We start from the raw sequence: 13,536 nt of genomic DNA on the forward strand, positions 1-13,536 counted from the left end.
ACGGCTCCGCCGCGTGGGCGCGACCAGCCACAACGAACCTGCACCCAAAACCTGACCGCACCCCCACGGCGCCCCCTGCCCAACCGGCGGAGCTACGCCGTCCCGTTGATCCTCTCTATGGCCTGCCGAGCCTGCTCCGCCGGCGGCCGCGCAGGCAGCGACGACACCGAGGCGGAGGCGTTGGAAGAAACGGCGGGCGGCTGCTCAGCCGACGCACCGGGCTTGGCATGAGCGGCAGCCGCCCGTGCCGAGCGCAGCCGGTGGCTGACGGCCTCGTCGAGGGTCACGGGGCGCTGCGTCTGGGCGGCGAGCCGGCCGGCCTCCTGGCCGAGCCGGGCGACGTCCTCCCAGGGCAGGCGTACCACCAGGGTGAGTTCCGCCTCGCCGTCGGGCGTGGCGTGCATCTGAGGAGTAACTCGGTCGTTCATCGCCTGTTCCTCACGTAGTTCCTCGCATCACGCGCGGTTGAGGACACATACGCATCGGAAGTCGACCATGTTCACCGCTCCGGGGGCGCATCGGCGCATGCCGTGGCGCCCCCACCCCTCCGCACGCGGGTTCCGCCCCTGGATCGAGGGCAGTAGTTCCTTGTGGTCATCCCCGTCCATGACGCGAACCCCGTACGCAGCACGCCCTATGTGACGTACACGCTGATCGCCGCCAACGTCCTCGTCTTCCTCTTCACACCCGGTCTGGCCGGTTCGGTGGCGGGCGACAGCCAGCTGTCGCAGCTGTGCCACCTGGAGGCGTTCCTCGACCGCTACGCGGCGGTGCCCCAGGAGCTGATCCATCAGCAGATGCCGCGGCTGGTGCCCACGGGCGAGGTCGCCGTCGGCCCGCAGGGTCCGGGCTGTGTGGTGAGCGAGCCGGGCTACGACAAGTCGCCGCCGCTGTCCGTCTTCACCGCGATGTTCCTGCACGGCGGCTGGCTGCACCTGCTCGGCAACATGCTCTTCCTGCTGATCTTCGGCAACAACATCGAGGACCGGCTGGGGCATGTGCGGTACGCGCTGTTCTACCTGGCCTGCGGCTACGCGGCCACATACGGCTACGCGCTCCTCAACGACGACTCCGGCTCCCCGCTGATCGGGGCGTCCGGGGCGATCGCCGGGGTGCTCGGCGCGTATCTGGTGCTGTATCCGAAGGTCAGGGTCTGGGTGCTGGTCCCGTTCCTGATCTTCCTGCCGCTGCGGTTGCCCGCGTGGATGGTGCTGGGCTTCTGGTTCGTGCTGCAGGCGGTGTACTCGTCGGGCGAGGGCGTCTCCGACGCCGGGACCGTGGCGTACGCGGCCCATGTCGTCGGCTTCCTGGCGGGCATGCTGCTGGCCTGGCCGCTGCGCCCGGGTACCCCGCCGCCACCCGAGCCGCGCGGCCCGCTGTGGGGCAGGCAGGCGCGGCCCGGTTGGCAGGGGTGAACGTCAGAGCCTGTGTCACATCCCCGGCCGGGCGCCCGCCGCCCGGCACGCACTCCCCCACTGCCTTAAGGGCGTGGGGGGACCCCAGCCGCGTTGCCGAAACGCCCACGTGGCTCCTCCCCCACGCTCGAACCGGCTTCGCTCGGCTCGCGCGGGGACACCCCCATCGAGGGCGCTCCGGCGCCTTGCGATCGCACGCTCCCCCACTCTCGGCTGCGCTCGAGCGGGGAGACCCCCATGACGACGTGCGCTGATCCGACCGGGGATAGGACACAGGCTCTCAGCGGGCCGTCCGGGCGTGGACGTACTCCACGAGCCGGGTCAGCGCGTCCGGGTCCGTGGACGGCAGGACGCCGTGCCCGAGGTTGAAGATGTGGCCCTCCAGCCCGGCGGCCGAGTCGAGCACCTCGCGGGCCTTGGCCTCGACGGCCTCCTGGGAGGCGAAGAGGACGGTCGGGTCGAGGTTGCCCTGGAGCGCCTTGCCGGGGCCCACCCGACGGGCGGCCTCGTCGAGCGGGACACGCCAGTCGACGCCGACGACGTCCGCGCCGGCCTCGCCCATGAGGCCCAGCAGCTCACCGGTGCCGACGCCGAAGTGGATGCGCGGGACGCCGTACCCCTGGACCGCCTGGAACACCTTCGCCGAGGCGGGCAGGACGGAGCGCCGGTAGTCGGTGGGGGCGAGCGCGCCGGCCCAGGAGTCGAAGAGCTGGACCGCGCTGGCGCCCGCCTCGATCTGGACCTTCAGGAAGGCGGCCGTGATGTCGGCGAGCCGGTCGAGCAGGTCGGCCCAGAGCTGCGGGTCGCCGTACATGATCGCCTTGGCGTTCTCGTACGTACGGGACGGGCCGCCCTCCACGAGGTAGCTGGCGAGGGTGAACGGCGCGCCCGCGAACCCGATGAGCGGGGTCTCGCCGAGCTCGGGGGTGAGCAGCTTGATCGCCTCGGTGACGTAACCGACGTCCTCGGGGGTCAGGTCGCGCAGCTGGGCGAGGTCGGCGCGGGTGCGGATGGGCTTCTCGACGACCGGGCCGACGCCGGGCTTGATGTCGAGGTCGACGCCGATGGCCTTCAGGGGGACGACGATGTCGCTGAAGTAGATCGCCGCGTCCACGTTGTGGCGCCGTACCGGCTGGAGGGTGATCTCCGTGACCAGCTCGGGCCGCATGCACGACTCCAGCATGGGGATGCCCTCGCGCACCTTGCGGTACTCGGGCAGGGAGCGCCCGGCCTGGCGCATGAACCACACCGGCGTGTGCGGCACGGGCTCGCGCCTGCATGCCTTGAGGAAAGCTGAGTCGTACGTCGCGGTCGGCTGGTGGCCCGAGGGGCCGGCATTGGCACTCACGACGAAAAGTCTCGCACGCTCACCGACACCTCCGACGCCGGGTACAACAACGGCCGCCGGGCCACGACAACGGCCCGCCCGGCTACGGCCACACCCAGCAACCCGGCGAGTGAGCCGAAGGGGCGCGCCGGTGTCGGGAGCCCGAGCGCGCGGAGGCCCCGACGAAGGAGGGGTCGAGCACGGTCGGCCTCCCGACACCGCCACGCGGCGGTAGCCGCATATTGGGCACTGCGGCGCCCCGGAGGCGAACCGAGCCCCCATAAGGCAGTGTCTTACCTCCGCGCGGAGCTTGTTCCCCCTTACTCTTCCCCGCATGGCTGCGGCACAGGGACGACTGTCGGACGGCGCTGGCGGAATGGACGACGCGAAGGAGGGGGAGGGCGACCTGGATGCGACGGACGCGGCTCCACTGCCCTTTCGTGCGGCTGTCGACGCGCTGAGGGCCACGCGGCTGCGGCCGGAGATCGAGGTCGACCCGACGCGGGCCCCGCAGCGGCTCGCCCCGTACGCGTACGCCCTGGAGGCCGCGGTCGTCGACGGCGACGAGGATCTGGCCGACGGACGTCTGGTGCTGCTGCACGACCCGGCCGGGCACGAGGCCTGGCAGGGCTCGTTCCGTCTGGTCACCCTGGTCCGCGCGGAACTGGAGCCCGAGATGGCCGCTGACCCGCTGCTGCCGGACGTCTGCTGGTCCTGGCTGACCGGCGCGCTCCAGTCCCGTGGTCTGTCGTACGGCGACCCGAGCGGCACGGTGACGCGGGCGAGCTCGCACTACTTCGGCGGCCTCGGTGCCCGCCCCGCCGCCTCCCAGATCGAGATCCGCGCCTCCTGGACGCCCCAGGAGGGCCTTGGCGGCGTTCCCGACACCGCCGCCCACCTCGCCTCCTGGTGCGACCTCCTCTCCCAGGTCGCGGGGCTGCCCCCGGCCGCCCCGGGCGACGCCTCGGTGGTGACGCTGCCGCAGCGGCGCGCTCCTCGGGGGGAGCCGGGAGCGCCCTGAAGGGCTTTTGTCACAGCCCCGCACCCTCAGACGGCGGGCCCCCTGGCCGAACGGCCAGGGGGCCCGCCGTTTGTATGCCCCCGTCCCGCTCACATCACCCGTTTGCCTCTGCCGTTTTGTCGATACGGCCACTTTCGAGCCGGTTCCGACGCGGAGCGAACCCGTTCGATCTTCGAATGATCGAAGATGTGTCCGAATTGCACGTATTGTTACTCACCAAATCGTGATCATTCTCTAAAGGAGCACGGGTTTGATGCCGAAGACGACTGTGACCTTGAAAGCACGGTTCGTCCCGGCTTCACCCCCACGAGCCGGCCCCGTCCCGCACCCCCAGGAGGCCTGGTGTCCGTTCTCCTCGAGCAGCCCGCAAGCCTGGTCGCCTACCGCCCGAACAAGCCGACCGCGATGGTGGTCGTGGCCGATCCGCGCGTCCGTTCCACCGTCACCCGCCATCTGTGGGCCCTCGGTGTACGCGACGTCATCGAGGCCTCGTCCATCGCGGAGGCTCGTCCCCGCATCGGCAACCCCCGCGACATCTGCGTCGCCGACGTCCACCTGCCGGATGGCTCCGGCCTCACCCTCCTCTCCGAGACCCGCGCCGCGGGTTGGCCCAACGGCCTCGCCCTGTCCGCCGCCGACGACATCGGCGCCGTCCGTAACGCCCTCGCCGGGGGCGTGAAGGGATACGTCGTCACCGGCACCCGCACGAACATCGGGCTCCCCACCCGACCGGGTGCCGCCCCCATCGGCTCCGCCGCCGCCCGTATGCACCGCCGCCCCCCGGGTGCCCCGAGCCACCCGGGCGGCTACCGCGAGCTGTCGGGCCGCGAGGTCGAGGTGCTCCGCCTCGTCGCCGAGGGCCAGTCCAACAAGGCCATCGGCGTCTCGATGGGCCTGTCCGCCCTGACCGTCAAGAGCCACCTCGCCCGTATCGCCCGCAAGCTCGGCACGGGCGACCGCGCCGGCATGGTGGCGGTGGCCCTGCGGACGGGGATCATCCACTGAGAGCACGAAGAGCACATAAGAGCGCTGAGAGCACCGTAAGACCATGAGCACCGAGAGCCACCACCCGTATCATCCGTGTAGTGCCTGATTCATGCCGTACGCCGGGAATTTTCACTGACACGTGTGACACTTGACTGGTTTACGCCCCTAGGACGCCCGTCGACGGAACGTTCCGTCGACGGGCGTTGTCCATACATGGATACCCTTGACAGGTGACCGACGCCCAAGAGACCGCAGCAGACAGCTCACTGCGAACCACCGGAGGCGCCCCTCCGGACGACGGCGGATCTTCTGATGCAGAGGCGCCGATCCCTTTGCTGGAGCCGCAGGACGGCGTTCCGCCCGTGATCGTCGACAACGCCTCACTCGCCGAGGTGATCGCCGCCTTCGCCGCCGGTTCCGGTCCGGTAGCCGTCGACGCCGAACGCGCGTCCGGGTACCGCTACGGACAGCGCGCCTATCTGGTGCAGCTGCGCCGCGAGGGCGCGGGCACCGCGCTCATCGACCCCGTCGCCTGCCCCGACCTGTCGGGCCTCGGTGCGGAGCTCGCCGGCGTGGAGTGGGTGCTGCACGCGGCCACCCAGGACCTGCCCTGTCTGCGCGAGATAGGCATGGTGCCGACCCGGCTCTTCGACACCGAGCTCGCCGGCCGCCTCGCCGGGTTCCCGCGTGTGGGCCTCGGCGCGATGGTCGAGGGCGTCCTCGGCTACGTACTGGAGAAGGGCCACTCCGCGGTCGACTGGTCCACCCGCCCGCTGCCCGACCCCTGGCTGCGCTACGCGGCCCTCGACGTGGAACTCCTCGTCGACCTGCGTGACGCCCTGGAGAAGGAGCTGGACCGGCAGGGCAAGCTGGAGTGGGCCCTGCAGGAGTTCGACGCGATCGCCTCGGCGCCGCCGCCCGAGCCGCGCAGGGACCCGTGGCGCCGTACGTCCGGGATGCACAAGGTGCGGCGCCGGAGACAGATGGCGGTCGTACGGGAGCTGTGGGAGACCCGGGACCGGGTGGCGCAGCGCCGGGACATCTCTCCGGGCAAGGTGCTCGGCGACGCCTCGATCGTCGAGGCGGCGCTGGCCCTGCCGGCCAATGTGCACGCGCTGGCCGCGCTGAACGGCTTCGGGCACCGCATGGGGCGGCGTCAGCTGGAGCAGTGGCAGGCGGCCGTCGACCGGGCGAAGGCCCTGCCTGACTCCGCGCTGCCGCAGCCGGGGCAGCCGGTGGCCGGGCCTCCGCCGCCGCGCTCCTGGGCCGACAAGGACCCTGCCGCCGCGGCCCGGCTCTCCGCCGCGCGTGCCGCCGTGTCGGCCCTGGCCGAGCAGCTGAACATGCCGCAGGAGAACCTGATCACGCCGGACACCGTGCGGCGGGTCTGCTGGGAGCCGCCGGCGGTCCCGGACGCCGAGTCGGTCGCGGCCGCGCTGGCCGGGTACGGGGCGCGGCCCTGGCAGGTCGAGCAGGTCACGCCGATGCTGGTGGCGGCGCTCCAGGCGCGGGCCGCGAAGGCGTGACCTGCGGGCGGGCGCGTTCCAGGAGGGTGCTGAAGATCTTGGCCGGATCAGCGAGCGGCGGCTGGTGCGTGCAGCTGCAAGGCGCCGGGATGCCCTCGTAGCGGAGCTACTAGGGCATTTCGGCAACGCGGCTGGGGGTCCCACGCCCTTAAGGCAGTGGGGGAGTGCGTGCCAGGCGTCGGGAGCCCGGCCAAGATCTTCAGCACCCTCCTAGGGGGTGTTTCGAAAGTCCTGTGCGGTGCCCGCGGTGTCCGGTGCGTGCTCTCGGCGTGCCGGACGAAAGCTCTCGTACTGGATGTACTTGGGCTTTCGGCTGGTGCGGCGAGAGTGCGTGCCGGGCGCCGTGGGTGCTGTGCGGGACTTTCGAAACACCCCCTAGGTGCCCCGGCGTGAGCCGAGGGCACCCAGAGGTCACTTTGTCGCGCCCCGCATGAACCCGTTGTAGATGAACCTCTGCAGGAACAGGAACACGATCAGCGTCGGCAGGATCACCAGCACGGCACCCGCCGAGATGGTCTCCCAGTGCGCGCCGAACGGGCCCTTGAAGCGGAACAGGGACGTCGAGATCACGCCAAGATCTTCGGACGGCATGTAGAGGAAGGGGATGTAGAAGTCGTTGTAGACGGTGATCCCCTTCACGATCACGACCGTCGCGATCGCGGGCTTGAGCAGCGGGAAGATGACCTTCCGGTAGATCGTGAAGGCGTTGGCGCCGTCGAGGCGGGCCGATTCGTCGAGTGAGACCGGGATCGACCGTACGAACTGCAGGAAGATGTAGATCGAGACGATGTCGGTGCCCATGTAGAGCGCGATCGGTGCCCAGCGGGTGTCGAACATGCCGAAGCTGTTGACGATCTGGAAGGTCGCCACCTGAGTCGTCACTCCGGGTACGAGGGTGGCGATCAGGAACAGCGCGACCACCAGCTTCCGGAAGCGGAAGGTGAAGCGATCGATCGCGTAGGCCGCCATGGACCCGATGACCACCGTGCCCGTGATGGCGAAGAGCAGGATGAAAGCCGTGTTGCCGAACGCCGTCAGCATCCGGCCGTCCTGAAACGCCGTCACATAGTTGTGGAAGTTCAGGAAGTCGCCGGGCAGCGAGAGTGCGCCGCTGTCGTCCGTCATCTCCTTCGACGTCTTGAGCGACGTCAGGAAGACGACTGCGAGCGGCAGCAGGACCACGACGGACGCGGCGACCAGCGACAGATACGTGAGCGTGCGTGCGACTCCCCGGCGGACCCCCGGTGTCGGGGCGATGAGCGTCATACGAGATCCACCTTGTCGTCGGGGACGAGGCGGCGCTGCACCCACGTCACCGCCAGGATGATCAGCAGCAGGACGACTGCGGCGGCCGAGGCGAGGCCCGTCTTGTTGAACTGGAAGGCGAGCTTCACCGTCTGGATCACGAAGGTCTCGGTGCCGGTCGCGCCGCCGGTCATGATGTACGGGATCTCGAAGACCGACAGCGAGCCGGAGATCGACAGGATCACGCTGAGGCTCAGCACCGGGCGGATCCCGGGCGCGATGATGTACCGGAACTGCTGCCAGCGGTTGGCGCCGTCGAGTTCGGCGGCCTCGTACAACTCCCCCGGTATGGACTGGATCGCGCCCAGGAAGAGCACGAAGTTCAGGCCCATGTAGCGCCAGACCGAGACGCCGGCGAGCGAGATGTTCGCGGAGGTGGATGTGGAGAGCCAGGCCCGGTCGGTGTCCACGCCGAGCAGGCCGAGGACCGAGTCGAGCGTGCCGCCGTCCTGGAAGAAGTAGAGGAAGACGAAGCCGATCGCGACCCCGTTGATCAGGTACGGGAAGAAGAGCACGCCCTTGAAGAAGTTCCGGAAACGGACGTTGAAGCTGAGGATCGTCGCGAAGTAGAGCGCGAGGGCGATCTGCACCACCGAGGCGGCGAGATAGTAGCCGCTGACCAGGAAGACCTGGAAGAGCTCCGCCCTGGTGAAGATGTCGACGTAGTTCTCGGCGCCCGTGTAGTTCAGTTCGGGGCTGATGCCGTCCCAGTCGGTGAAGCTGTACGCGATCATGTTGGCGACCGGCGCGTACGTGAAGGTGACCAGGAGCGCCAGCGGGGCGAGGAGGAAGAGCCAGGGGGTGAGGCCCCGGCGCAGCCTCAGTCTCCTCGGGGGCCCGGTCTTGCGGACGCCGGGCGCGGCCACGGTGGGCCGCGCCTTGTGGACCGTGTCCGTCATCAGGACCCCAGGGACTGCTGTGCCTCGGTCCAGCGCCTGCCGAGGTCGTCGAGGAAGTCCTCCAGGCTGCCGTCCTTGGCGCCGCGGGCCAGGTCGACGAGGTCCTGGCGGTAGTCGGGCTGGTAGATGCCGACCTCCGAGGCGTTGTCGATCTCCTTGACCGTGCCGCCCTGGGCGTCGTCGACCTCGATGAACTTCACGCCCGCCTCCTCGTACGGCCGGAGCACCTCGGGGAGCGGGGCGCCCTTGACCGGGGAGAGGGTCAGGTTGTCGGCGGCGTAGCCGGACTCGTCGGTGAACCAGTCGATCCAGGCGCGGGCGGCTTCCTTGTGGTCGGAGTTGACGTTGACGGCCTGGTTGTAGTCGGGCGACATGGCCGCGCAGAACTTCCCGTCCACCTGGGCCGGGAAGGGCATGAAGCCGATGTCGTCCGGGTTGGTGCCCGCCTCCTTCGCCGCCGCCTGGAACTGGGTGATCGCCCAGGAACCGAGCCACATCGTGGCGATCTCGCCCTTGGCCAGCTTGGGCTTGGAGCCCTCCCAGTTGGTGGTCGTCGGGTCCTTCTCGACGAGCCCGCCGCGGACGATGTCGTACAGCAGGGTGTCGGCGACGCGCAGATCGGCGCCCTCGGCCCAGGGGTTGCCCTCGGCCAGCTTGTCGGTCGCCCCGGTGTCGCAGCTGACCGCGCCGTTCATGTACGTCCAGTGCGTGAGCGGCCACATGTCCTTGAAGTTGGTGTAGTACGGGACCGCGTCGGTCCTGGCCTTGATGGCCTTGAGGCCTTCGACGAACTCGGCGGGTGTGGTGGGCCAGTCGGTGATCCCGGCGTCCCGCCAGACCTTCTTGTTGTAGAGGAATCCGGGGAGCCCGCCCATCGGGCTCTGCCCGTAGACCTTGCCGTCGACCGTGGTGAAGTCGGTGAAGTGGTACTTCTCGCTGCGCTCGGCCTGCGTGCCCAGCGAGGCGAAGAACTTGGGGTAGTCGTTCTTCTTGATGACCGCCGGGATCATCAGGACGTCGCCGTAGTTCTCCGTGTTCATCCGGATCTTGACCTCGCCCTCGTAGTCCGTGAGGGCGTCGAACTCGACCTTGACCTTCGGGTAGGTCTTGTTGAACTCGGCGGCGTACTTCTTCATCGTGCCGTCCTGCACGAGGTCGGTGCGGTGGGTGAGGACCGTGATGGTTCCGGACACCGTTGCCGGGTCGTCGGGCGCCTCGGCGTCCGCGCCTTCCGAACTGCCTCCGCTTCCCGTGCAGCCCGCGGCCATGAGTGCGGCGGCGAGCAGTGTTCCGGCGAGTGCTCTGTGTGCGCTGCGGTTCATCTGCACCAGCTCCGTTCGGCGGGTCGAGCGCGCGTGGATGGTTGGCTGGTTCGGCACTCTGGCAGCCGTACCTGAACCGGTAAAGTCCCAATTTCGCCAACGCTGCAAGATTGATTAAGGGCACTGCTCCTTCAAGTGCTGGACCGGTTTAGGGAGACCGCATGCTGGACGCCACACCGCTCACCGAGGGATGGACCCTGCGGTACGACGGGGCCGAACTGCCGGCCGTGGTGCCGGGCTGTGTGCACACCGATCTGCTGGCGGCCGGGGTGATCCCGGACCCCTTCCTCGGGCGGAACGAGACCGAGGTGGCGTGGGTGGGGCGGCGGGGGTGGACGTACGAGAGGGATCTGCCGGAGTCCGTGGGGCACGACCAGACGGACCTGGTCTTCGACGGGCTGGACACGGCAGCCGAGATCCGGCTCGATGGCCGACTCCTGGGCTCCGTACGGAACATGCACCGTTCGTACCGCTTCGACGTGACCGGGCTGAGCGGCCGGCTGTCCGTGCGCTTCACCTCCGCGTACGCCGAGGCCGAGGCGGTGCGCCAGCGGCTCGGGGACCGGCCGAACGCATATCCCGAGCCCTTCCAGTTCATCCGCAAGATGGCCTGCTCCTTCGGCTGGGACTGGGGGCCGACGCTGGTCACCGCCGGTATCTGGCGGCCGGTGCGGCTGGAGCGGTGGTCGACGGCGCGGATCGCCCGGGTGCGGCCGGTGGTGACGGTGAGCGGCTCTGTCGGGCACGTGGACCTGTTCGTCGACGTGGAGCGGTCCGCCGTCGAGGCCGGGCTCGGCGTGACCGCCCGGGTCGGTGGCGTGGAGGCGAGCGCCGAGGTCGACGGCACGGGCGCGGCCGTACGGCTCCGGGTGCCCGGCGCCGAGCTGTGGTGGCCGCGCGGATACGGTGAACAGTCGCTGTACGACGTGGAGTTGACGCTGTACGACGACTCCGGCGCCCTCGATGTGTGGCGGCGGCGGATCGGTTTCCGGACGGTCGAGCTGGACACCTCGCGCGACGAGCACGGCACCGGCTTCACCCTGGTCGTGAACGGGGAGCGGCTCTTCGCGCGCGGGGTCAACTGGATCCCGGACGACCCGTTCCCGTCCCGGATCACCCGGGAGCGGTACCGCGAGCGGCTCGGGCAGGCGGCCGGGGCGGGCGTCGACCTCGTACGCGTGTGGGGCGGCGGGATCTACGAGAGCGAGGACTTCTACGACGCCTGCGACGAGCTGGGGCTGCTGGTCTGGCAGGACTTCCCGTTCGCCTGCGCCGCCTACCCCGAGGAACAGCCGCTGCGGGGCGAGGTGGAGGCCGAGGCGCGCGAGAACGTCGTACGGCTGATGCCGCACCCCTCACTCGTGCTGTGGAACGGCAACAACGAGAACCTGTGGGGCTTCAGGGACTGGGACTGGGAGCGGCGGCTGGCCGGGGAGTCGTGGGGCGAGGGGTACTACCTGGGCGTACTGCCGCGTGTCGTGGCCGAGTCGGACCCGACGCGGCCGTACACGCCGGGCAGTCCCTGGTCCGGGTCCTGGGACCACCACCCGAACGACCCGGCACACGGCACGCACCACTCGTGGGAGGTGTGGAACCGCGAGGACTACGCGGACTACCGGCTCCATGTGCCGCGGTTTGTCGCCGAGTTCGGCTGGCAGGCGCCCCCCGCGTACGCCACTCTGCGGCGCGCCCTGCCCGGCGAGGAGCTCGCGGCGGACTCCCCCGGGATGCTGCACCATCAGAAGGCCGAGGACGGGAACGGGAAGCTGGAGCGGGGTCTCGCCCGGCATTTCCCGGTGTCGAAGGGCGACTTCGACCGCTGGCACTATCTGACGCAGGTCAACCAGGCGCGGGCCGTCGCCGCCGGGATCGAGCACTGGCGGTCGCACTGGCCCGTGTGCGCGGGCACGATCGTGTGGCAGCTCAACGACTGCTGGCCGGTGACGAGTTGGGCGGCGATCGACGGGGACGGGCGGCCCAAGCCGCTGTACCACGAGCTCAGGCGGCTGTACGCGGACCGGCTGCTGACGCTGCGGCCCCGCGACGGCGGGCTGGTGCTGGCGGCGGTGAACCAGTCGGGCGAGGCGTGGGCGCCCGCGCTCAGGCTGCGGCGGATGTCGGTCGAGGGGGCCGTGGTGGCGGAGACGGGCGTGGAACTGGCGGCCTCCGCGCGAGCGGTCGCCGGCCTCCGGGTGCCGCGTGAGCTGGAGCCTGTCGGGCTGAAGGAGTTCCTGGTCGCGGACGCCGACGGGCTGCGTGCCGTGCACTTCCCCGTGCCGGACCGCGACATCCCCTACCCGCGGCCGGAGTTCGACGTCACCGTCGCGCCGGGCACGGTGACCGTGACGGCCCGGACCCTGGTACGGGATCTGCTGCTGCAGGCCGACCGGTTGCAGCCGGCGGCTCGGACGGACACGGGGCTGGTCACGCTGCTGCCCGGGGAACAGGTGACCATGGGGGTGCGCGGCTGGGAGAGTCCGGACGCGGACGCCGCCCGGTCGGCCCTGTACTGCGTGGAGCCCACCCGATGACAACACCCTCGACACCCTCGACTCCCCCGGCGCCCCGCGTCACGATCAAGGACGTCGCCGCGCGGGCCGGGGTGTCCAAGGGAGCGGTGTCGCTCGCGTTCAACCACAAGCCGGGGCTGGCCGAGGCGACCCGCGAGCGGATCTTCGCGGCGGCGCGGGAGCTCGGGTGGGCGCCGAACCTGGCCGCGCGGTCGCTGTCGAGCCAGCGGGTGGACGTGGTGGGGCTCGCGATCTGCCGGCCGGCGAAGCTGCTCGGGCTCGAACCCTTCTACATGGAGTTCATCTCCGGGGTGGAGAGCGTGCTCACCGAGCGGTCGTGCTCGTTGCTGCTGCGGCTCGTACGGAATCTGGACGAGGAGGTGGGGCTCCAGGACGCGTGGTGGCGGGGCAAGCAGGTCAGCGGTTCGATTCTCGTCGACTTCCGCGCGGACGATCCGAGAGTGGCGGCCGTGGAGCGGCTCGGGATGCCGGTGGTCGCCGTCGGGCATCCGTCCCTGACCGGCGGTCTCACCTCCGTGTGGACCGACGACGCCACCGCCGTCACCGAGGCCGTACGGTATCTCGCCGCCCTCGGGCACCGGCGGATCGCCCGGGTGGGAGGTGCGGCGGCCCTCGGCCACACGTCCATCCGTGCGGCCGCCTTCGACGAGGCCGCCAGGGCGCTGGCGCTGGCCGGGGCGTGGCAGGTGGCGACGGACTTCTCGGGGGATTCGGGGGCGCGGGCGACACGCTCGCTGCTCGCGGCCGGTGCGGCGGACCGGCCGACGGCGATCGTCTACGACAACGACATCATGGCCGTGGCCGGGCTGTCGGTCGCCGCCGAGATGGGGCTGAGCGTCCCCGGCGACGTCTCCCTGCTCGCCTGGGACGACTCCCAGCTGTGCCGGCTGACCCGTCCGACCCTGTCCGCGATGAGCCATGACGTGCACGGATTCGGCGCGGACGTGGCGCGGACGCTGTTCGGGGTGATCATGGGAGAGGGAGCGGGGTCGCATCCCGTGCAGACACCCGTACTGACGCCACGCGGGTCCACGGCACCGCCGCGCGGATGATCTCCGTAGCATCATGGCTGTGAAACGGATGTGACCTTCACCGCTTGGCCCTCCGGGACTGGGCAGCATGGTTACCCGTAAGTAGCATGGGGGTGAGCGCTCGCTCAGCGAAGCGCATCGCAGCAGTGCCATCCCGCACCCTGGAGGAGAG

General features: G+C 70.2%; 11 protein-coding genes. 6 read left to right on the forward strand and 5 right to left on the reverse strand.

What is annotated here, in order from left to right; genetic code table 11:
• Positions 1–92: 92 nt before the first annotated feature.
• Positions 93–428, reverse strand: a complete 336-nt coding sequence (locus ACWD3C_RS17925) for a hypothetical protein (RefSeq protein ID WP_451144914.1) — start codon at positions 426–428, stop codon at positions 93–95.
• A gap of 162 nt (positions 429–590) precedes the next feature.
• Here ACWD3C_RS17925 and ACWD3C_RS17930 point away from each other — a divergent pair, with 162 nt between their 5' ends.
• Positions 591–1,415 carry a rhomboid family intramembrane serine protease gene (locus tag ACWD3C_RS17930; RefSeq protein WP_451144916.1) on the forward strand — a complete coding sequence of 275 codons (825 nt, stop codon included), beginning with the start codon at positions 591–593 and terminating at the stop codon, positions 1,413–1,415.
• 280 nt (positions 1,416–1,695) lie between these two features.
• Here the strand turns inward: ACWD3C_RS17930 and hemE are convergent, their stop codons facing one another.
• Entirely contained in the window at positions 1,696–2,763 is a 1,068-nt protein-coding gene (gene hemE / locus ACWD3C_RS17935) for a uroporphyrinogen decarboxylase (RefSeq protein WP_451144918.1), read from the reverse strand.
• 313 nt (positions 2,764–3,076) lie between these two features.
• Here hemE and ACWD3C_RS17940 point away from each other — a divergent pair, with 313 nt between their 5' ends.
• The 3 genes from ACWD3C_RS17940 to ACWD3C_RS17950 all read left to right on the forward strand — a co-directional run bounded on the left by ACWD3C_RS17940 (position 3,077) and on the right by ACWD3C_RS17950 (position 6,276).
• The gene (locus tag ACWD3C_RS17940; protein WP_451144920.1) at positions 3,077–3,763 is read left to right on the forward strand and encodes a DUF3000 domain-containing protein; all 687 of its coding nucleotides are present in this window, start codon (positions 3,077–3,079) and stop codon (positions 3,761–3,763) included.
• Positions 3,764–4,105: 342 nt separating this feature from the next.
• Complete coding sequence (locus tag ACWD3C_RS17945) at positions 4,106–4,768, forward strand: response regulator transcription factor (RefSeq protein ID WP_123973178.1); 663 nt, start codon at positions 4,106–4,108, stop codon at positions 4,766–4,768.
• 212 nt (positions 4,769–4,980) lie between these two features.
• Positions 4,981–6,276, forward strand: coding sequence for an HRDC domain-containing protein (locus ACWD3C_RS17950; RefSeq protein WP_451144922.1), 1,296 nt, complete (start codon positions 4,981–4,983; stop codon positions 6,274–6,276).
• Between the two features lie 411 nt (positions 6,277–6,687).
• Here ACWD3C_RS17950 and ACWD3C_RS17955 read toward each other — a convergent pair whose 3' ends face one another.
• Genes ACWD3C_RS17955 through ACWD3C_RS17965 form a run of 3 tightly spaced genes read right to left on the reverse strand, consistent with a single transcriptional unit; the run spans position 6,688 to position 9,802 of the window.
• Positions 6,688–7,542 (reverse strand): carbohydrate ABC transporter permease, encoded by an 855-nt coding sequence (locus ACWD3C_RS17955; protein WP_451144924.1) that lies wholly within the window; start codon positions 7,540–7,542, stop codon positions 6,688–6,690.
• A complete protein-coding gene (locus ACWD3C_RS17960; protein ID WP_451144926.1) occupies positions 7,539–8,480 on the reverse strand; it encodes a carbohydrate ABC transporter permease in 942 nt (313 codons plus the stop codon). The genes ACWD3C_RS17955 and ACWD3C_RS17960 overlap by 4 nt, the downstream gene beginning before the upstream one ends.
• Positions 8,480–9,802 carry an ABC transporter substrate-binding protein gene (locus tag ACWD3C_RS17965; RefSeq protein ID WP_451144928.1) on the reverse strand — a complete coding sequence of 441 codons (1,323 nt, stop codon included), beginning with the start codon at positions 9,800–9,802 and terminating at the stop codon, positions 8,480–8,482. The genes ACWD3C_RS17960 and ACWD3C_RS17965 overlap by 1 nt, the downstream gene beginning before the upstream one ends.
• 161 nt (positions 9,803–9,963) lie before the next feature.
• On the opposite strand from ACWD3C_RS17965, the gene ACWD3C_RS17970 reads away from it, so the two are divergent.
• Positions 9,964–12,333 (forward strand): glycoside hydrolase family 2 protein, encoded by a 2,370-nt coding sequence (locus ACWD3C_RS17970; protein WP_451144930.1) that lies wholly within the window; start codon positions 9,964–9,966, stop codon positions 12,331–12,333.
• On the forward strand, positions 12,330–13,385 hold the full coding sequence (locus tag ACWD3C_RS17975) for a LacI family DNA-binding transcriptional regulator (RefSeq protein WP_451144932.1): 1,056 nt from the start codon (positions 12,330–12,332) through the stop codon (positions 13,383–13,385). Before ACWD3C_RS17970 ends, ACWD3C_RS17975 begins: the two co-directional genes overlap by 4 nt.
• Positions 13,386–13,536: the final 151 nt, after the last annotated feature.

Source organism: Streptomyces sp. NPDC002845 (assembly GCF_053591955.1).

What these genes read in the sequence shown, in the direction of transcription:
- ACWD3C_RS17925 (WP_451144914.1), bottom strand. Translation starts at nt 428, where the DNA reads ATGAACGACCGAGTTACTCCTCAGATGCACGCCACGCCCGACGGCGAG.
- ACWD3C_RS17940 (WP_451144920.1), top strand. Translation starts at nt 3,077, where the DNA reads ATGGCTGCGGCACAGGGACGACTGTCGGACGGCGCTGGCGGAATGGAC.
- ACWD3C_RS17955 (WP_451144924.1), bottom strand. Translation starts at nt 7,542, where the DNA reads ATGACGCTCATCGCCCCGACACCGGGGGTCCGCCGGGGAGTCGCACGC.
- ACWD3C_RS17960 (WP_451144926.1), bottom strand. Translation starts at nt 8,480, where the DNA reads ATGACGGACACGGTCCACAAGGCGCGGCCCACCGTGGCCGCGCCCGGC.
- ACWD3C_RS17965 (WP_451144928.1), bottom strand. Translation starts at nt 9,802, where the DNA reads ATGAACCGCAGCGCACACAGAGCACTCGCCGGAACACTGCTCGCCGCC.
- ACWD3C_RS17970 (WP_451144930.1), top strand. Translation starts at nt 9,964, where the DNA reads ATGCTGGACGCCACACCGCTCACCGAGGGATGGACCCTGCGGTACGAC.
- ACWD3C_RS17975 (WP_451144932.1), top strand. Translation starts at nt 12,330, where the DNA reads ATGACAACACCCTCGACACCCTCGACTCCCCCGGCGCCCCGCGTCACG.